General features: G+C 39.7%; 17 protein-coding genes. 9 read left to right on the top strand and 8 right to left on the bottom strand.

The window, feature by feature from the left end; genetic code table 11:
* Positions 1–58 precede the first annotated feature (58 nt).
* Complete coding sequence (locus AC2TDL_RS13440) at positions 59–1939, bottom strand: LTA synthase family protein (RefSeq protein ID WP_484696598.1); 1881 nt, start codon at positions 1937–1939, stop codon at positions 59–61.
* A gap of 174 nt (positions 1940–2113) precedes the next feature.
* Here AC2TDL_RS13440 and AC2TDL_RS13435 point away from each other — a divergent pair, with 174 nt between their 5' ends.
* Together AC2TDL_RS13435 and AC2TDL_RS13430 are read left to right on the top strand one after the other, a co-directional pair.
* Entirely contained in the window at positions 2114–2764 is a 651-nt protein-coding gene (locus tag AC2TDL_RS13435; RefSeq protein ID WP_484696597.1) for a DUF4190 domain-containing protein, read from the top strand.
* Between the two features lie 20 nt (positions 2765–2784).
* The gene (locus AC2TDL_RS13430; RefSeq protein ID WP_484696596.1) at positions 2785–3555 is read left to right on the top strand and encodes an exodeoxyribonuclease III; all 771 of its coding nucleotides are present in this window, start codon (positions 2785–2787) and stop codon (positions 3553–3555) included.
* A gap of 177 nt (positions 3556–3732) precedes the next feature.
* Here AC2TDL_RS13430 and AC2TDL_RS13425 read toward each other — a convergent pair whose 3' ends face one another.
* The 4 genes from AC2TDL_RS13425 to AC2TDL_RS13410 all read right to left on the bottom strand — a co-directional run bounded on the left by AC2TDL_RS13425 (position 3733) and on the right by AC2TDL_RS13410 (position 9499).
* Positions 3733–4092: a hypothetical protein gene (locus AC2TDL_RS13425; protein WP_484696595.1), complete on the bottom strand. Its 360-nt coding sequence runs from the start codon at positions 4090–4092 to the stop codon at positions 3733–3735.
* Between the two features lie 36 nt (positions 4093–4128).
* A complete protein-coding gene (locus AC2TDL_RS13420; RefSeq protein ID WP_484696594.1) occupies positions 4129–6045 on the bottom strand; it encodes an ABC transporter ATP-binding protein in 1917 nt (638 codons plus the stop codon).
* Positions 6042–7841: an ABC transporter ATP-binding protein gene (locus AC2TDL_RS13415; RefSeq protein ID WP_484696593.1), complete on the bottom strand. Its 1800-nt coding sequence runs from the start codon at positions 7839–7841 to the stop codon at positions 6042–6044. The genes AC2TDL_RS13420 and AC2TDL_RS13415 overlap by 4 nt, the downstream gene beginning before the upstream one ends.
* A 179-nt stretch (positions 7842–8020) precedes the next feature.
* A complete protein-coding gene (locus tag AC2TDL_RS13410) occupies positions 8021–9499 on the bottom strand; it encodes a methyl-accepting chemotaxis protein (protein WP_484696592.1) in 1479 nt (492 codons plus the stop codon).
* 120 nt (positions 9500–9619) lie between these two features.
* Here AC2TDL_RS13410 and AC2TDL_RS13405 point away from each other — a divergent pair, with 120 nt between their 5' ends.
* From AC2TDL_RS13405 to AC2TDL_RS13395, 3 genes are all read left to right on the top strand, one after another.
* Positions 9620–11080: an ABC transporter substrate-binding protein/permease gene (locus AC2TDL_RS13405; RefSeq protein ID WP_484696591.1), complete on the top strand. Its 1461-nt coding sequence runs from the start codon at positions 9620–9622 to the stop codon at positions 11078–11080.
* Entirely contained in the window at positions 11073–11795 is a 723-nt protein-coding gene (locus AC2TDL_RS13400; RefSeq protein ID WP_484696590.1) for an amino acid ABC transporter ATP-binding protein, read from the top strand. Before AC2TDL_RS13405 ends, AC2TDL_RS13400 begins: the two co-directional genes overlap by 8 nt.
* A gap of 100 nt (positions 11796–11895) precedes the next feature.
* Positions 11896–12402, top strand: coding sequence for a GNAT family N-acetyltransferase (locus AC2TDL_RS13395; RefSeq protein ID WP_484696589.1), 507 nt, complete (start codon positions 11896–11898; stop codon positions 12400–12402).
* A 124-nt stretch (positions 12403–12526) separates the two neighbouring features.
* Here the strand turns inward: AC2TDL_RS13395 and AC2TDL_RS13390 are convergent, their stop codons facing one another.
* Entirely contained in the window at positions 12527–13417 is an 891-nt protein-coding gene (locus AC2TDL_RS13390) for a polysaccharide deacetylase family protein (protein WP_484696588.1), read from the bottom strand.
* Between the two features lie 63 nt (positions 13418–13480).
* Positions 13481–14677: an acyltransferase gene (locus AC2TDL_RS13385; protein ID WP_484696587.1), complete on the bottom strand. Its 1197-nt coding sequence runs from the start codon at positions 14675–14677 to the stop codon at positions 13481–13483.
* A 424-nt stretch (positions 14678–15101) separates the two neighbouring features.
* Here AC2TDL_RS13385 and mgrA point away from each other — a divergent pair, with 424 nt between their 5' ends.
* Together mgrA and AC2TDL_RS13375 are read left to right on the top strand one after the other, a co-directional pair.
* On the top strand, positions 15102–16112 hold the full coding sequence (gene mgrA, locus AC2TDL_RS13380; protein ID WP_484696586.1) for an L-glyceraldehyde 3-phosphate reductase: 1011 nt from the start codon (positions 15102–15104) through the stop codon (positions 16110–16112).
* 16 nt (positions 16113–16128) lie between these two features.
* Entirely contained in the window at positions 16129–16983 is an 855-nt protein-coding gene (locus AC2TDL_RS13375; protein ID WP_484696585.1) for an AraC family transcriptional regulator, read from the top strand.
* 119 nt (positions 16984–17102) lie between these two features.
* On the opposite strand, the gene AC2TDL_RS13370 is transcribed toward AC2TDL_RS13375, so the two are convergent.
* The gene (locus AC2TDL_RS13370) at positions 17103–18266 is read right to left on the bottom strand and encodes a serine hydrolase domain-containing protein (protein WP_484696584.1); all 1164 of its coding nucleotides are present in this window, start codon (positions 18264–18266) and stop codon (positions 17103–17105) included.
* Between the two features lie 220 nt (positions 18267–18486).
* On the opposite strand from AC2TDL_RS13370, the gene AC2TDL_RS13365 reads away from it, so the two are divergent.
* Both AC2TDL_RS13365 and AC2TDL_RS13360 read left to right on the top strand, forming a co-directional pair.
* Positions 18487–19257 carry a YheC/YheD family protein gene (locus tag AC2TDL_RS13365; RefSeq protein WP_484701185.1) on the top strand — a complete coding sequence of 257 codons (771 nt, stop codon included), beginning with the start codon at positions 18487–18489 and terminating at the stop codon, positions 19255–19257.
* A 282-nt stretch (positions 19258–19539) separates the two neighbouring features.
* Complete coding sequence (locus tag AC2TDL_RS13360) at positions 19540–20343, top strand: ABC transporter ATP-binding protein (protein WP_484696583.1); 804 nt, start codon at positions 19540–19542, stop codon at positions 20341–20343.
* The last annotated feature ends 18 nt before the right edge of the window (positions 20344–20361 follow it).

Here is a 20361-nt window from a genome sequence, read left to right as displayed (position 1 = left end):
GTTCCATATTAAGAAAATTATAAGAAGTTCTTCCATTTTCTTAAGTTTATCTTAAATTTTAATTTCGCTTTTCAAAGCTTGAAAGATATAAGTCCGACATAGATAACAGCTCAAGCACATAATTGTAGTCTTCTCTTAGCTCCTCTGTTCGTTCTACTTCCTGATGGGTAGCTAATGATATCGCCTTTCCATCGCTAAAACCTGTCCCTGGTATAAATAATAGCTCGTCATTCATAAAGCTTCCTGTCGGCAAATAATAGCGAAATCCTATTGTATTCGTCGAACTATTCAATAGATCTGAGCCGAACAAAAGGAGATTAGAGTCTTTTTCAGAGATCCCGAGTAAATTCAATATCGTTGGCAACATATCTAGTTGTCCGCCAACTTGTTTAATTTCTTCTCCTTCCACGCCAGGCACTGAAACAATAAACGGTATATTCATACGAGAAATCACTTCATGGTAGTCAATACCTAGCTGCTGACTAACCCAGGCAGCATCATTATCCTTCGGTTGTAAGCCAAAATGATCCCCATAAATAGCAAGAACACTATTTTGAAAAATTCCCTTTTGCTTAAGTTGCTCGACAAATTCACCAATTTTTTTATCGGTATAGTGCATAGCTTGCAAATAATGTCCTAGCTGGGTATCCACTAACTCATCAGGTAACTTAAGCTCCTGATATTGCTCTGGAATTTTAAAAGGATGATGACTCGATACTGTAACAAGCTGAGCATAAAATTTTTCATTATTCGCTTGTAATTGCTCTAGCTCCTCAAGCGCCGTTTTATAAAGCTGTTCATCTGATGCACCAAAGCTATTAAAATGATCGTTTGTAAAGCTAGCACGGTCAAAATATTTCGTAAATCCAAGTGCAGGATAAAGCTCATTGCGATTCCAGAAGGTAACATCATTTACATGAAAGGTAAACGATGCATAGTCATATTCAGCTAGCAATCTCGGCAAGCTAGGGATGACTTTTCCAGTAATCAACTTACTGGTAGCCTGCACAGCATTGGGATAAGCTCCTGCATTCATCATAAATTCAGCATCTGAAGTGTTACCTTCAGCAATTTGTGAATAAACATTTGAAAAATAAAAGCTGTCTTTAACAAATTGATTTAGAAATGGTGTAATCTCCTGACCATCCAACTCTAGACCGATCACAAAATTTTGCATCGCTTCTACTTGGATAACGATCAGATTATGATCTGCAGCTACCCCATGATAAAGGGCATGCTCGGGCTTATCTTGCTCAGCAAACCATTGCTGCAGTTCATTGCGTATGCTCTCCCGCTCCTCGCTTGTCAGCTCTTGTTGCTGACTTCCTTCAAGATTTCGACTAACTGCAAGCTGGTAAGTTAGCACGCCTAAGCGTTTAGCAAGAGCATGACTGTTTTCAATATGTTTGCTTGTAAATAAACTGCTAATCACAAGAACTATCGACAACAGCACAACAATAAGCGGCATAACTCTTGCTTTCCACACTTCCTGCTTTTTGCCGTAAGAGATCACATATAATGGTCTGCGTTCCTCTCTTACTAATTGTCCTAACGCAAGAATTGGAAAATCAATAAAAAATAGCAACATATACGGTTCAATTGACGCTGTTATACTTTCAGATATTTGACCAACTTGATTTAAGCTGGATAATGTGTAAAAAGTAGGAATTGCACCATAATAGCTATTATATATTGCTGCAGCAAACCATATAGTAGCTATAAGCAGAGCAACAATGACTTGCAAAGCTTTGCGCCATTTGCCAGTTACAAAACATGCCGGTAATGCCATCAGCAAGCCGATTGCCCCGATATCAGAAACTATCCCTGCAAATGTAAAAGTTTGCAATACAACAATGCGAAATAATAGCAGTTTAGCTAGTAATGCAAGGTGTAGCAATAAGGTTGAATTCACTTTAATCCATCGTAAAATCTGTTTCATTTCATCACTCCGTCTTTCTTTACCCAATCCATAAATAAATTAATAATACTCCTTCTTTTCTATCCTGCCCATATCATTGCAAATCAATAATGCACCTGCTTACAAGTAGTACATTGTTGAAGTTGTAATTCTTTGTTATCATTAAATAACATGAAATGTTTGAGGAGGAATATAATGAGCGAGCATTCAAAATATGATGGTTCAAATGATCAGAACCAATTCTCTTCTGATCAAAATAATAATCAATCTAGTAATAGTACCAATGATTCATCTCAACTGCAAACTCCAGCTCAAGATCAAACTGCATCCTATCAATATAACCAGCAGCAACCTAATTACTCATCAAGCGAAAATAACTATAACCAATATGGACAGCCATATCATAACGGACAAGGAAGTTTCAATCAACAGTCTTCCTACCAGCAACCTAATTTTGGAGGAGCTTATCCCAATTATCAACAAGCTGCCGGACAACAATCGCAATATGGACAATATCCTCCTCCACCTCCACCGCCAACTGGAGGATACGGATTCCAGCCGCCTGTTAACCCTCAGCGGAAAACAAATACTAAATCAATCGTCGGTCTTATACTTGGTATCGCGGCAATAGTTATCCCTTATCTTGGATTTTTTATTGGAATTGCGGGTATTATTGTTAATGCCATTTCATTGAAAGAGATTAAGAGAACACATGAGGATGGGAAAGGATTAGCAATCGGCGGACTTGTTACAAGTATTATCGGTACAGCACTTTATCTCATTATTTTTGCTTTCATTATCTTTGCGGTTATATTGTTTGCCGAGGCTAACAACTACTATTACTAAATCTTGTAAAGGAACTTAGAATGAACGATAGATTAAAATTTGTATCATGGAATGTCAATGGTCTGCGGGCTTGTATCACAAAAGGCTTTATCGAGCAATTTCAGCAATTTGATGCAGACTTTTTTTGCCTGCAAGAAATTAAGCTTCAGGAAGGTCAAATTCAATTAGATCTTGGCGAGCAATATGAACAATATTGGAATTATGCTGAGAAAAAAGGTTATTCTGGAACAGCCATTTTTACTAAGCATAAACCGCTTTCTGTCTGGTACGGGCTTGAAGAAAACAGTGAGCCTGAAGGACGGATTATTACCTTGGAATACGAGGACTTTTATTTAGTGACCGTCTATACACCTAATGCGAAGCGTGATTTATCGCGACTTCCTTATCGTTTAGAATGGGAAAAGCGCTTTGCCGATTACGTATCCAAGCTTAATGAAAGTAAGCCCGTTATCATTTGCGGCGACCTAAACGTTGCCCATCTTGATATAGATGTTAAAAATGCAAAATCCAATATTGGAAATTCGGGCTTTACTTACGAGGAGCGGAGCTGTATGACTACCCTGCAAAAGCGCGGCTTTATAGATAGCTTCCGTTACCTTTACCCAGAAATGCAAGACAAGTTTACTTGGTGGTCGTTTATGCCAAAGGTACGCGAGCGGAATATTGGCTGGCGTATTGACTACTTTCTTGTTTCTGAGCAATTGAAAGAGTATATTGCAGCTGCAACGATTGAAGACCATGTGATGGGCAGTGACCATTGTCCAGTTACGCTGGAGCTCAACTTACATTAATAAGCTTCTTAGTATTCCACACCTAAATGTCACTTCTAGCGCTTTTAATGCCGAGGTCGTCTTGTTATTGCGAGACCCTGGACATTAAAGGCGCTTTTTTCAAATACGCAAGTTTTTCACTGCTTGAAAGATTATAAAAAAGAAGCATCAGACAAATTATCTGATACTTCTCTGTTTTTATGATTGTCCTGCATTTAATGGGATACGATATTCCGAATATGTTTCGATAATATGCTCCCCTTGATCGTATACCCAGCTAAAGTGAAACTTATTGCCTTCATAACCTGTTCGTTTACGAATATCTGGAACGATAATCGAAGCCATATTGTCCAGAATGATTTCTTCCATTTCTCTTAAACGTCGCAGCGTTTCCGATGCTAATGCAACGGCCTCCTGTTCAGGTAATGTTTGCAGAAAATAAATTTCTGCAATATCCTGCTCCGTAAGCTCGTCCTCTAATACATACCCACTGCCGCGAAACACTTCCCTAACAATCGAAATCCAATCAGCAACTAAATTCATCTCAATATCATACATGATTTATCTCCCGTCTAAAAAATCTCTGCAACCAAATTAGCTTATTCCATTAACCTCTTCAAGCTCCACTTCAGTCGCTCCACCATTCGCAAATTGACTGTGATAAAGTTCAGCATAGAAGCCACCCGCTGCTAGCAGATCATCATGAGTGCCTTGCTCGATGATTGTACCTTGGTTCATTACTAAAATAAGGTCGGCATCTTTAATCGTAGAGAGACGATGAGCAATAACAAAGCTGGTGCGTCCTTGCATTAAGTTGTTCATCGCCTGCTGAATATGCAGCTCTGTGCGTGTATCGACACTGCTAGTAGCTTCATCCAGTATAAGCATTGGCGGATCTGCCAAAATTGCCCTTGCAATCGTTAATAGTTGCTTCTGTCCAGCAGAAATGTTAGAAGCTTCCTCATTTAACACTGTTTGATACCCCTCTGGCAGCGTGCGAATAAAATGATCCGCATGAGCAGCCTTAGCAGCGGCGATAATCTCATCATCCGTTGCACCTGCTCGACCGTAAGCGATATTGTCACGAATTGTTCCATTGAACAACCATGTATCCTGCAATACCATGCCAAATAGGGATCTCACATATGAGCGTTTTAACTTATCAATTGGCACACCATCAATTGTAATTTGCCCGCCTTGAATATTATAAAAGCGCATTAATAAATTGACGAGCGTTGTTTTCCCCGCACCTGTAGGTCCAACAATTGCAATGGTCTGTCCGCTGTTCACATGCAAATTCATATCCTGCATTAACAGCTTGTCGTCTGAATAGCCAAACTTCACATGCTGAAAGCTAACATTGCCCTGCGGATTTGTAAGCTGCTCGCTGGCATCTGCATTTTCGACTTCTTCCTCTTCATCCATAATTTCAAATACCCGCTCTGCCGAAGCGATCGTCGATTGAATAATATTAGCAATGTTAGCCGTTTGTGTAATCGGTTGAGTAAATTGCCGCGCATATTGCAGAAAGGCTTGAATATCGCCAACGCTAATCACATTTTTAATCATTTGAACGCCACCAACTACACAAATAAGTACGTAGCCAATATTACCGATAAAGCCCATTAGCGGCATCATAATACCTGAAATAAATTGTGCCTTCCAACTTGATTCGTATAGTTTATCATTCATTTCCGTAAACTGCTCAATTGATCTCTGCTCGCGGCCAAATGCTTTTACAATCGTATGCCCAGTAAACATTTCTTCAACATGACCGTTAAGTCTGCCCAGCTGATCCTGTTGATTTTTAAAATGTCGCTGTGATTGCTTAGCAATGCCCGCCACAACAATGAAGCTTAATGGCAGTGTTAACACTAATATTAACGTCAATAGCGGACTAATCATTAACATCATAATAATGATTCCGACAAGTGTCACAATAGACGTAATCATCTGGGTTAAGCTTTGTTGTAACGTATTAGCAACATTATCAACGTCATTGACTATACGGCTTAGAACATCTCCGTTTGAGCGTGAATCAAAAAACTTTAACGGCAGCTTGCCAAGCTTTGCATTAACATCCTCTCTAATTTGGTAGACAACCTTCTGCGCTACGGTAGCCATTAAATATTGCTGCAGCAGGGCAAATAACGAGCTAAAGACGTACAGCATAGCAAGAATCGCTAAAATAAAGGCAATTTGTTTAAAATCGATCGCTGCTCCAGGCAAACCTTGAAACTTATCCTGCCAGCCTGCTAACAATACGTCAGTGGCATTCCCTAATACTCGCGGACTAATAATGGAAAATAACGTACTTAGTATGGCCGTGATAAAAACGATAAACAGGCGCAAGCGATACGGCTTAAGATATACTAGCAAACGACTGAGCGTTGCTTTGAAATTTTTAGGCTTAGCTCCTGGCATCATTCCTGGTGGTCCATGATGACCGCCAAAGCCTGGCCCAGAAGGAGGTCGTTTATGCTCTTTTCCATGTCCAGGATGTCTGCTCATGCGCTTTCCTCCTCTGATAGCTGAGATTGAACAATTTCGCGATAGACATCGCAGGTTTGCAGCAATTGTTGATGCGTCCCTTTGCCAACAATTTGACCTTCATCCAACACGATGATTTGCTCTGCATTCATTACCGTGCTTACACGTTGAGCAACAATAATCATTGCTGCATCTTGCACATAGTCCTTCAAAGCAGCGCGTAACGCTGCATCGGTCTTATAATCAAGCGCAGAAAAGCTATCATCGAATAAATAAAGATCGGGTTTACGCACCAAGGCTCGAGCAATTGACAAACGTTGCTTCTGCCCGCCTGAAATATTGCTGCCTCCTTGCGCCAGCAAAGTGTCAAAGCCTTGCTCCATTCGCTCAATGAAAGGCAGTGCCTGTGCCACAGTTGCCGCCTGCTTAACCTCCTCGTCCGTTGCATCTTCCTTGCCGTAACGAATATTGTCAGCAATCGTGCCGCTAAAAATAATAGATTTTTGCGGGACAAGGGCAATTTGACTGCGAAGTTTATGAATTTCCCAATCGCGAAGCTCTTTGTTTTTGAATGTGATATTGCCTTCATTGCAATCAAAAAAACGTTCGATAAGCTGAATGATCGTTGACTTACCAGAGCCTGTTCCACCAATTATCGCAGTTACTTCACCGCTGCGACATTGGAAGGAAAGCTGACTAACCGCAGGCTTCTCTGCACCTGGATAGGTATAGCTCACATTTTCAAATGATAAAATCACATCACGATCTGCTCCCTGTTCCTCATACGGCTCACTGTATCGGGATTGACTATCTTCCATGTCCGAAGCAGCATTGTGAATAACCGCAGTATGCTCTGTAGATTTATCCTGAACAGATAGCTCTGTGTTTAGCACCTCGTTTATTCGTACAGCCGAAGCCTGTGCGCGGGGAATCATAACGAACATCATCGACATCAATAATAAGGAAAACATAATTTGCATCGCATATTGAATAAATGCCATAAGATCGCCGATCATCATATCTCCCATATCAATACGGAAACTGCCAAACCAAACAATCGCAATAACGCATAAATTCATTAGCAACATCATTAACGGCATCATAAATGCCATAATTTGATTGACCTTAACTGCCGTGTTCATTACATCTTTATTTGCTTCAGTAAAACGTTCCGCCTCATAGCTTGTACGGTTAAAGGCGCGAATGACGCGAATACCTGTTAACCCTTCACGCAACACTAAATTTATTTTATCTAATTTCTTCTGCATTATTTTAAAGTAAGGCATTGCTACACGAGATATAAGAACAATTGCTAGCACAAGAATAGGAATGACAACTAGCAGTACTAATGAAAGTTTGGCATCTTTATATAAAGCCATAATGATACCGCCAATGCACATTAGCGGCGCCATAACCATCATTCGCAAAATCATAAGGATTACTTGCTGCACCTGATTAATATCATTTGTCGTGCGTGTAATCAGTGAAGCTGTACCAAGCTTGTCAAACTCCTGCACAGAAAAACTCTCTACTTTACTAAACATATCATAACGTATCACCTTGCCAAATGCGGATGATACTTTGGAGGCATATAAACTTGCTAAAATGGCAACAAACGTACCGAAAATCGATACTGCCAGCATAAAGCCTCCCATTTTCCATATGTACCCCGTATCTCGCTGCACAATGCCGTTATTGACAATGTCAGACATTAACGTAGGCAAATACAAATCAGCTAATGATTGCATAAGGATGAGCACAATAATAAAGACAATCGTTAACCTGTGCGGCTTTAAATAGCGCATTAACTGGAGCATCTCGCAATCCTTCTTTCTATTGTCATTTTGTCCATCACTTACTTGCATGACCTAATGTTCACAAAAAACGTCAATACAAAAATTATAGCAAGTTAAAGTGATCGGCAGCAACTTATGAAAAAAGTGCCAAGCGTTATCTGCTTGACACTTCTACATAGATTCTCATAAACATTACTCGCTTACTTCTTTAAATCCTCAGCAATTTCATTTAATTCAATAATAAGCGGCTCAAGCTCTGCATTTAGCTCAAGCTGACGTGAGGTGGCATGTGCGGTCTCTTCAGCTTTCTTTCGAATGTTATTTGCATTATGCTTAAGCTCAATAATCTCAGCATTTCCCTGCACAGTGTTAGCTGCAATTGTTGAAGTATATTGTGCAACAAGCTCAAATTGTTCTGTTGAGTGCGTAATGAGTTTGCTAATATCCTCTAACAGATGCATCATTTCCTCGCTGTCATTAACACTTTCAGCTACCCGCTTCCTTAATTCACGCATGTCGCTGACAACATGCTCGGATTTCAGCTCAATATCCGCTGCCAGTACAGTAATTTGACCAGCAGCCTGATTGCTTTGCATTGCCAGCTTTCCGATTTCTGAGGCGACAACCGCAAAGCCTTTGCCTTGTCCGTCTCCTCTAGCTGCTTCAATACTCGCATTCAATGCTAGCATTCGAGTCTGCTTTGAAATATAACGAATAAGTTTCGCCACCTGCTGCAATTTGCCAGCATGATGATGAAGCTCACCAACTACGTTCATATAGTTTTCGCATTGAAGCTGAAGTTTTTGCAACTGCTCCAATGTACGCTGCATCAGTTGCTTTCCAGCAAAAGCTTTACTAGACATTTGCTGTGCTCCTTCAACTACCTCTAGGTTAGCATTGGATATCTGCTGCAAGCTCTCACTAATTCCAATCACAGCCGCTGCCGTATTGCTTGTCAGCTCACTATTGTGCTGTGCATGATCCGCCATACCTTGAATGGCAGCTGCTATGTTATTCAACTCCCCTTGCGCATAGCCGTACATTTGATTAAGCTTAATTGATACTGCCGCAAGCTGGAGAGAGTTTTGCTTCATTTGGGAGAATAATTCTTCTAGCATTAACTGCTCTGACCTTGTTGACTGTAATTGCTGGCGTAACGTGCGCTTATGACGAATTTGCCAGCATAGCGCTCCTGCCGTACCAAGCAAAAACAAGGCATGGTACAGCAGCATCGTAAAACTGTACGTACCTTTAGCCATGCCAAATACATATTCCGTTAAATAAAAATAACCAGCTAGATGCTGAACTAGAAATATAGCACTCATCACCATTATCATTTTAATATTTTCATAATAGCTGACGATAGCAAGCACCATAAAAATAGAAAAATGATATTCGATCATGCCATAGCCTGCGGCAATCATCGCCATGCTTGAACAGGTCATGGTTAGCATATTAAGCCAAGCCACAATACTCTCTTGACCCTGTTTGCGGCTCAAATATACCGTAATACTGGATAGCAGTGCTGGAAATAATACTGCAATAAGCACGCCAAGGCGATTCTGAGCAACATGGAGCTGAGAATGATGTACGACAAACCACTGATGTAAACCATACACAGCGAATGTAACAAGCACTATCAAAAGTGCTAAAGTCATAATCAGTCTGTCCTTTACCATCTTGATCGTCCCCTTTGCTTAAGCCTGCCCTGTACCCTTAAATAACTAAATTTACCATTTACATTACGTTGGATTCTTCCTATAATTGATTAGTTAATAAACTGGTAAAGGAAGGACAATATGAACAAGCATAGGTTATTTTATGTTTCCCTGCTTGCTTTGGTGCTTCTAATTGCTTTATTCGGGCCAGTGTCAAGCATTGCTGCACAGGAGACTGCCGAGCAACCAAAGCAAACATTGATTATGGGAACATCGCCTGATTTTCCACCTTATGAAAATGTAGATGCCAAAAACGGTGGGGAAATTATCGGGCTTGACATTGATATTGCCAAATATATACTTGGCGAACTTGGTTACGAGTTACAAATTGAAAGTATTGATTTTAGCGGTCTAATCGCCGCCTTGCAGACTGGACGTGTCGACTTTGTTATGTCAGGCATGTCAGCAACAGAGGAACGGAAAAAAAGCGTCGATTTCTCCGAACCTTATTACTTTGCTCGTAACACGATTGTGTCTAAAGAGGAGTTTAGCTACCAAACACTCGAGGATCTTTCAGGTAAAGTGGTAGGTGCTCAGCTAGGCTCTGTTCAAGAAGCCGTCGCAAATCAGGTTGAGAATGCTAAAGAAATACGCAAGCTTAACAAAATTGCTGACCTTATTAATGAGATTAACTCTAATCGTATTGATGCAGCGATTGTTGAGGATGCCGTTGCCATTGAAATGAGCAATTCTTCACCAGGTCTTTCATTAAGCTTCTTGCCAGCCGATGAGTCTGACGACGGTTATGCAATTGCATTTCCGAAAGGCTCACCGTACGTTGATGAATTTAATAAAGTCATTGCCCAAATGAAGGAAAATGGCAAGTTGGACGAGCTTAAGAAAAAATGGTTCCCAGAGGCTGAAAAAAATAAGGCAAACGGTAAAATTATCGACTTTTCAGTGCTTGAAGGTTACGTTCCTTATATTCTAAAAGGGATTGGCGTAACATTACTGTTTACCCTTGTTTCAGCTCTTCTCGGTTTAATTTTAGGGAGCATCTTATCGTTATTTAAAATTTCAAATATTAAGCCGCTAAAATGGTTTGCTACCGCCTATACTTCGGTATTCCGCGGAACACCATTGTTAGTGCAGCTTACTTTAATTTATTACGCTACCCCGCAGTTAACAGGATTTAAAATTCCAGCTTTGCTTGCCGCAGGACTAGCATTTGGTTTGAACTCCGCAGCCTACTTATCTGAAACGATCCGTGCAGGGATTATGGCTGTAGATAAAGGACAGCAGGAGGCCGCAATGGCACTAGGGGTTCCTTACTCTAAAATGATGGTTTCAATTATTTTCCCGCAAGCACTGCGTAACATTTTGCCTGCGTTAGTAAATGAGGTTGTTGCCCTAATTAAGGAATCTTCACTCGTTTCAGTAATTGGTGTTACTGATCTAATGCGACGTGCTGATGTTGTACGAGCAGATACATTCCGTTCCTTTGAGGTACTGTTGCTAGTAGCAGCAATCTACTACGTACTAGTGCTTATATTGACAACTTTAGCTCGTACGCTAGAAAGGAGATTACGCCGTGGTGATTAAGGTAGAAAATCTTACGAAATCCTATGGTAAGCATCAAGTGCTCAAAGGAATTTCAACATCAGTTGCAAAAGGTGAGGTTGTAGCTATTATCGGACCTTCAGGCAGCGGTAAATCAACCTTTTTACGCTGTCTTAATCTGCTAGAGGTGCCGACAAGCGGAAAAATTGTGATCGGCAATGATGAAATTACATCTCCAAAGGCAGATATTGCTCGTATTCGCCAGCATATCGGGATGGTGTTTCAACATTTTCACCTGTTCCCGCATATGACGGTGCTAGAGAATATTACGTTTGCACCGACAACTGTAAAAGGAATTCCGCTTGAGCAAGCGAAACAAAAAGCGTTAGAGCTATTGGAAAAAGTCGGACTAAAGGATAAAGCTAATGTCTATCCTTCCAAACTATCTGGCGGTCAGAAGCAACGTGTGGCGATTGCTCGTTCACTTGCAATGGAACCAGACATTATGCTATTTGATGAACCGACTTCTGCGCTTGACCCTGAAATGGTTAAAGAGGTGCTTAACGTCATTAAAGATTTAGCACAATCAGGAATGACAATGCTAATTGTAACACATGAAATGAAATTTGCTCGTGAAGCAGCAGACACTATTTATTTTCTTGATCAAGGACAGCTGCTTGAAGCAGCTCCGCCTGAGCAATTTTTCAATAATCCGAGCAGCGAGCGTGCTGCCCGCTTCCTAGAGCAAGTACTGTAATCTAATAAATTAAATAAAAGCGCAAGGGATTCCCATCTCTTGCGCTTTTATTTACAATCTAATACTATCCTTAGATTAAAATTAGAGGAGCGTCTTTCTAATGTCAAACATGCTTGAACTGCGACCAATGTCTATTTCAGATGCTATGCAAATTTGTCATTGGCGATATGAAGCGCCTTATGATTGCTATAATCTTCCTTCCTGGAACGAGATGACCGAACAAGATATAGAGTTTGCCAATGAACAAATTCGCAAGCAGCAATATCGTGCGCTTTATCAGCAAACACAGTTGGTTGGATTTATTCAACTATTTCCTATGCTGCTCGTTATCCGACTTGCTATCTTTCTTGCGCCAAATTATTGCAATAAAGGACTTGGTCGCGATGCCGTTGAGCTCGCAGTACAAGCTGCTAAAGCGCTCGATCCTAATGCAGAAATTGACCTCGAAGTAGAATGCTGGAATAAACGTGCTATTGCCTGCTACAGCAAAGCTGGCTTTGTCATCACTGACGAGTATGAAGTGTTTTATCGCGGTAACAGTAAGCTGGTCTACTGTATGGTTTATCAAGGGAATACTGAAGCAAAAAATAAAGCTTCCAACAAATAAAGCGTTGGAAGCTCACTCGTTATTGTGTCTACAGCTAATAAGATGGATACCTGCTAAAACCTCTATGCAGTCATGGAATTTGCTCGCAAGGGGCAATACTCCATGTACATAGAGGTTAGCTTAATTATTTTTTATCATGATATTGCTTTAACAATTCAACAAATTTGTTTGCAGTCATTTTTGGAGTTCCTGCATTCAAACGATAAACTTCATCTTTACCCGGTTTATTGATGCCTGCCTTGATCGTAAAGAACAGGTTAACACCAAGATCCTTTAATACTTTCTTAGCAGTATCATTATAAGCACCGTATGGGAAAGCAATCATGCTGTACTCATTATCGAGTTCTTCTTTTAATCGCTGCTCCATAAACGATAAATCATCAGTAATCCGCTGCTTATATTCCTGCTCAGTTTCAACTCGGCCAAGTTCACTCAAATAAATGCGACTTTTTAACAGCGGTCCTGTTTTCGTACCGCTCTCATTAAGATTAGCGTAGTTATGCAAGTTGTACGTATGATTGTAGAAGCTATGGCCTTCTTCCTTTAGCTTTCTCATACTATCCCATGTTAAATGAGGAATCGCTACATTGTTCAAATCAGAGCTTTGCCCAATAATAAAATTCGTACCTACCATATTATATTTTTTCATCAATGGCGCTGCATATTTGCGATAACTGTCATAACCATCATCAAATGTAATAACTACTGCATTGTCAGGTACTTTCTCTTTTTTAAGCATAAACCGATAAAATTGCTCAATCGAGATAACATTGTAACCACGGTCATTCAATAACTTTAGATGAGTGCCAAAACGAGCCGGAGATATCGTCGCTCCGCTTTCTGTCGCATCAATATGGTGATACATAAGCACAATAACCTTATTACTGTAATATGTTTTACTCGACTTTTTTTGGTTTTGTGCAGCTTGTGCTGTTTGTACAGATAAACTACTGAAATTAAAAACTGTCGCACAGAGCAGAAGCACAATACTTAATAAAAATAACCGTCGTTTCAACCTATAACTCCCCACTTCCCATTCAGAAATTTAAAAAAGCATATTTATGATGAAAGCTTAAAATTAAGCTCCGACACTAGGTGTTGTTTGCTCTTTTGCAGGAAGCTGTTTTTTCTTAGTCGGAATATTGCCGAATAAAATCCAGTTCTGCTTAGGAAAAATACGAGCAGTTAAACTTACAACGATCCAAGAAATAATTAGTGCTGATAAAAATCCACCTAAATACCATAGATGATGATACAAAATATTTCCTGAAGTTACAGGGAACTTGCGATAAATTAACAATACAAATGGGTGGAACAAATAAATACCAAAGCTTAACTCACCCAATCTTGAAAGTGTAGTTCTAATAAAGCCAGCCGCGTGACGATAAATCAAGTGACTTAGCATAAACAATACTACTGCTGTAGTTAGTGCATGCAAATTCCACACTGCATCGATAAATGTTGTATTAAAACTGTCTAGCTTTAAGCGAGTTTGATGCCAAATATAAACATGGGTTAAACCAGCCGCAAGCCAAACAATCCCTAATGTTAACCAGCCTGCCAAGCGACCTTTTGAAAAGTTCTCTTTGTTAATAATTAACCATCTTTTGCATTTATCCCAATGTATACCGAGGAAGGCACCAAGGAAATAATAAGAGAAATAACTTAGTGACCAGCTACCGCGTGCCGGAACTGGCTCTGGTAAATAATATTTATTAATAATAAAGAATGCCCACTGTACAGCAATCCCGAAGAAGATTAAACCATACGTCAACTTAGGAAATTTTTTCAAAACCCATAAGAATAGCGGGAATAGCAAGTAAAATTGCACATTAATAAATACAAAGTAAAGATGCGCATGGGCATTGCCTCGCAACAACCTTTGCCCAATTTGACTTAGCATTTCACTAAACGATGGCAAGCTAGCAACGCCATAAAATTTAATAAAATAATAGAAAAGCGAAAAGATAATATATGGAATAATAATATACAATAATCTTTTCTGATAAAAATTCGTTACTAGCTTTTTCGTAAATGGACGTTGATAGTAGTTATAGAATAAGACAAAGCTACTTAAAAATATAAATGTTGTTGTACCGAACTTTAAAAAGATATTAAAAAAATTGTAAAGAAAAAACCAATTTGATTGAATCATGCCTGTACTTACAGCTTCAGAAGTAGAGTGAACGCTTAAGACGCCAATAATAGCAATCGCACGCAGCACAGACAATTCGGGAATTTTATCCCTTTTTGCAAGAGTTGCTCCTTGAGCCATACAAATAACTCCTTCTTTCTACTAATTTTAGAAATATAAATGAAACAACTGCGGAATGCTTGTTCCGCAGTTACTTATGCCAGTTCATGAGTGCAACGATATTCAATGGTTGAATACTATCCAATTATTAATGAATTTATATTGTTTGTCAATTTATTTACTAGACCACATTATGCCATATACATAACCGTTATGACGTTATACTACAATACATTTTGACATATAAAAGTGACGATACGCTATGTAATATACATTATTAAGCTATATAATGAAGCTAAGTTTAATAAATTTTTAAGAGATTCTAGAAACTTCTTAACAAGAAATAAGAAGTGCTTAAGATAAGTTTAAGAGAATCTTAGAGCAAATTTATAAAAAGCTTTCGCAAATTTACAGAACTTTAGTTCAATTTAAGGAGAGACTGATAATGACGTATGTTGCTTCGGCTGAACGATATCAGCAAATGAAATATAATCGTTGTGGAAAAAGCGGTTTACTGCTGCCAGCCATTTCTTTAGGCTTATGGCATAACTTTGGTGGACAAGACATATTTGAAAATGGCCGTGCGATGGTACGCAGTGCCTTTGATCTTGGGATTACGCATTTTGATATCGCTAATAACTATGGCCCGCCATATGGATCTGCTGAAGAAAATTTTGGTAAAATCCTAAAACTTGATATGGCACCATATCGTGATGAGCTTATTATTTCTACAAAAGCAGGTTATGATATGTGGCAAGGCCCTTATGGTAACTGGGGTTCTCGTAAATATTTAGTAGCTAGCCTTGATCAAAGCTTAAAGCGTCTCGGCTTAGATTATGTAGACATTTATTATCATCATCGTCCAGACCCTGAAACTCCGATCGAGGAAACGATGGCAGCGCTGGATCACCTTGTTCGTCAAGGCAAGGCGCTTTATGTCGGACTGTCCAATTACAATGCCGAACAAACTGCTGCTGCTTCTAAAGTGCTTAAGGAGCTCGGCACACCATGCCTTATTCATCAACCGCGTTATAATATGATTGATCGTTGGATTGAGCATGGTCTGCAGGATGTTCTAGCGCAGGAAGGCATCGGAACCATTGCCTTTTTACCGCTAGCGCAAGGTATTCTTACTAATAAATATTTAAACGGTATCCCTGCTGATTCTCGCGCTGCAGGACATTCAAGATTTTTAAATGCTGACAGCGTTACTGACAAGCATGTACAAGTGGCAAAAGAGCTGAATGAACTGGCTGCCGAGCGTGGACAAAGCTTAGCGCAAATGGCACTAGCATGGGTGCTGCGTGATGGAAAAGTGACATCTGCATTAATCGGAGCTAGTCGTGTAAGTCAAATTGAAGAAAATGTCGCTGCTTTAAATAATTTAAGCTTTAGCAGCGAGGAACTCGCTCGTATTGACAAAATCGTGGCTGCTTATCTTAGCGCGAGCCATTAATTAAAGGTGTCAGCTAGTGGATAAATTTATTGAATTTTTGCCACAGCATCTTCACTTACCCGACTTGTATCTTATCCAATACGGTCGCGAGGCTTGTCAACCACGTCATTCCTTTGGACCCGCTATACGGGAATATTACAAGTTTCACTATATTTTAGAGGGTAAAGGTGTATTTGAAATCAGTGGGAAGCGCTATGAGCTAAAAAAAGGACAAGGTTTTCTAATTACACCTAATACTGTTTGCTATTATGAGGCAGATGAAGTTGAGCCGTGGACTTATTGTTGGATTGGCTTTAACGGAATTAAGGCTTCTAGCCTGCTTAGATTAGCTCAGCTTTCCCATGAATCACCAATCTACACTTGGGATAAAATTGATTTTTTTGAGCAAAGCATTGAGCAAATGAAGCAATCTAAACATATGAGAGCTGGCAGAGAACTAAAGCTAACGGGATTGCTTTATTTATGGCTTTCCGCAATGATTGATTGCCGTGGCTCCGAACAGCAAGCCAAAGCTAAAGGTAACGATAGTAGCAAGGAGCAATATATTTCGCAGGTTGTTCATTTTATTGAAGTCAACTATGCAAATAAAATAACGGTGCAATCGATCGCTCAATTTGTTGGATTGCAGCGCAGCTACTTAAGCTCTCTGTTCAAGGAAGTTATCGGAATTAGCTTGCAAGATTATTTAATCTCATATCGAATGAAAAAGGCTTGCGAGCTGTTGTGCGATACTTCGCTATTAGTAGGCGATATTGGGCGGTCTGTTGGTTATGAGGATCCATTGCAATTTTCAAAAATGTTTAAGAAGTCAATAGGTGTCTCGCCAACTCAATATCGTTTAGAGCAGCAAGCGCTATATGCAATGAGATAGTAGCAGAAGTTGCAGGCAACACGCTTTATCTTTTAATAAAACTAAAGCTACGATAATCACTAGCAGCTAGCGATTATCGTAGCTTTTTTCTGCTTATGAAAGCAGCTAAACTATCTTTACTATTCTAAACAACCGTAAACTGTATTACGAACGCGCAAATGATGCTCAACTTCTAGATTAGGAAACCGTTGATGCATATAAACAATCGATAATTGCTCTGTTGGATCGATTAGCGCATATGTTCCCGTCATTCCTGTCCAACCAAACTCGCCTACTGACCCGTTGCCGTTCGAACCAGCTAGATCGATTAATGTTCGAACGCCAAGACCATATCCATACCCTTCTGTATAAGGTCCTTGGAATTGCTTTAACAGTTGCCCATCTAGCTGATTCGCCCGCATTAAATCGATCGTTTTTCGTCCAATAATGCGCTTGCCGTCATGCATACCGCCGTTTGCAAGCATTTGTGCAAATTTTGTATAATCACGCGGCGTTGAAAATAGTCCTGTACCTCCGCCACGGTATGCTACTCCAGGCTGGAAACGCTCATCGTCAAAAGCAGGAATTAACGGTTTTATTCCTCCATGGTTATCATCAACATACAATGTAACCAGGCGTTCTGCTTGATTGCCGCTAAAGGTAAAGCCTGTATCGTTCATTCCTAGCGGCTGGAAAAGCTCCTGCTGTAAAAACTGCTCGATGCTCATTCCGCTAACTACTTCAATCAGGCGCGCCAAAATGTCATGTCCATAACCGTAACGCCAATTAGTTCCAGGCTCAAACAATAATGGCGCTTGTGCTATCTTCTTAATAAATTGCTCCAACGTATAGTTGCCTTCTCTTTGCAGTTCGGTCACAAAATGTTTAAGCTCTCTGCCCGTAATTGTCTCTTCATTTGGATAAGGTAAACCTACCGTCATTGTAAATAAATGCTTAATTAAAATCGGAGATTGAGCTGGTTGGATGTTTACCGAACCATTGCTCGCTGTATGAACAACCTGCATATTGCTGAATTCAGGTAAATATTTATCAAGCCGCTCATTTAATAAGAAATGACCGCGCTCAAAAAGCAATAATGCTGCTGTACATACAATAACTTTTGTAGTTGAAAATAAACGATGAATGCTTTGCTCATTCATCCCAATATTGCGCTCGCGATCAGCATAGCCAAAATAATTTTCATACAAAATGTTGCCTCGTTGTGCAACAATACAGCCACAGCCTGCAATTTGCTTTTCTACAAAGCCTGACAGCAACTGATCTAAATGCTTAAATGTGCTCATCCTAACCCTCCTTATTGATACTACTCCTCCATTATAATCTATCTAGTAATAAGAAAACTAGGAAAATATGAAAGCGTTACCCTAAGCCGAATGAAAATTAATCAATTCATCTAGGTATATGCCATGCCCTATAACGGCTAATCGACATAGTATATATCGTTGGTTATCGTTGGTTCCAGCTTTCTGCGCATTAAATGGAGCTTGTTACAATTTGCAGGAGGTGATTACAATTAAAGCGCGCTATAAAAGTATTTCACATAAAAATAAATGGATTAAAACAAAATGGTTATTGCAAAGTGATGATATAAAGAAATATATTCCCCACACTGAGCTCTTTACAGAAGAAAACTTAGAAAATATGCTTAATTTATACGATACAGTATTTTTCAAGCCAATTGATGGCTCAGGCGGATCAAAAATTGTGAAAATAAGTAAACAAGAGGAACAGTATATTGCCAAGCATAACTCCTCGAAGAAAAAATTTTCATCAATGAACGGCTTAGTGCAATGGTTAAAAAAATTTGCCGGAAAACGTTCCTTTATTTTGCAAAAAGGAATTTCGCTAGCGAAAAGCAACGGCAATCCGTTCGATATACGTGTTATGGTCCAAAAAACAAACAACGATGTTTGGGAAACCACTGCACTATTTTGCAAAGTCGGGCAAGCTAATAAAGTGACTACAAATTATCATCAAGGCGGCTCACTGCAATTAATCGATGCTACCTTAATTGGAGCAGGAATTAGCGAAGCACAACGATCCAGTTTGAAAAATAAAATGCGCAAGCTTGGCAAAAAGGTAGGAAAAGTATTTTCTCAAAAAAGCAATGGCTATCGCGAGCTCGGATTAGATGTTGCGTTAGATACATCAGGTCATCTGTGGATATTAGAGGTTAATACACGTCCGCAATTTTATCCGTTAAAGCATATAAATAATGGCAAGCTTTATCGAAAAATATTATCTTATGCCAAGCAATATGGGCGTAAAGGTTAACATACTCGGCAACCCATTACGATACAGAAACATATAAAAAGATGATATATTAGGCACCTTTTGGTGTCTTTATTTGTTTTTAAATTTTTTTATTTTTCCCAAAAACAGGGGTTGACACCAACAAAAAACATGTTAAACTATTCCTATAAGTTTACTTAGATATTGTCTGAACTACATTAATGAAGCCGATAAGTCAGCTTAAGGCTCCTATTTTCACTCTCTTTGTGAAATAGGGGCTTTTTTTGTACAACTTGATAGTGCAATAAAAGGAGGGTATGAGCTATGCGTGAAAAAATTAGAGTAGAAAATGTTACAAAAACCTTTTCCGTACGAGATAACACGCAACGAGGGGCATACAAGCAATTTACAGCGATCAGCAATATGGATTTTAGCGTAAAAGAAGGAGAATTTCTTACGATCGTCGGCCCAAGCGGCTGTGGGAAATCAACTCTGCTTGATCTGTTAGGAGGTCTATCTACTCCGACTAAAGGACGAATTTTACTGGATGGTCAAGAAATTAAAGGACCTGGTCTAGATCGCGGTACAGTTTTTCAGCAATATGCGCTATTTCCTTGGAAAACGGCGCGAGGCAATATCGAATTTGGACTTGAAGCAAAAGGTATTCCAAAACGAGAATGGCGCGAGCTTTCCGACTATTATTTAGAACTGGTTGGCTTAAGCAAATTTGCCGATCGCTACCCGCATGAATTATCTGGTGGAATGAAGCAGCGTGTAGCGATAGCTAGAAGTTTAGCCTTTAATCCAGATGTCTTGTTGATGGATGAGCCATTTGCGGCTTTAGATGCGCAAACTCGCGAAACGCTGCAAAGCGAGCTGCTGCGCATTTGGGAAAAAACGAAAAAAACGATTATTTTTATAACCCATGGCATCGATGAAGCTGTCTATCTTGGGCAACGCGTTGTTATTTTGTCAGCGAATCCAGGGCGTGTAAAAAAAATCGTCGATATTCCGCTTACCCATCGTCTAGCCGATGCAGACATTCGCTCTAATCCACTGTTTGTGAAAGCACGCAGCGAGGTTTGGAACTACCTGCACGAGTTAGAATATGCAGGACAATATATCTAATGTAAAGGAGGAAAAACT

This window comes from Paenibacillus sp. plas6 (assembly GCF_057221655.1).
This window is presented reverse-complemented; position numbering and strand designations above follow the sequence as displayed.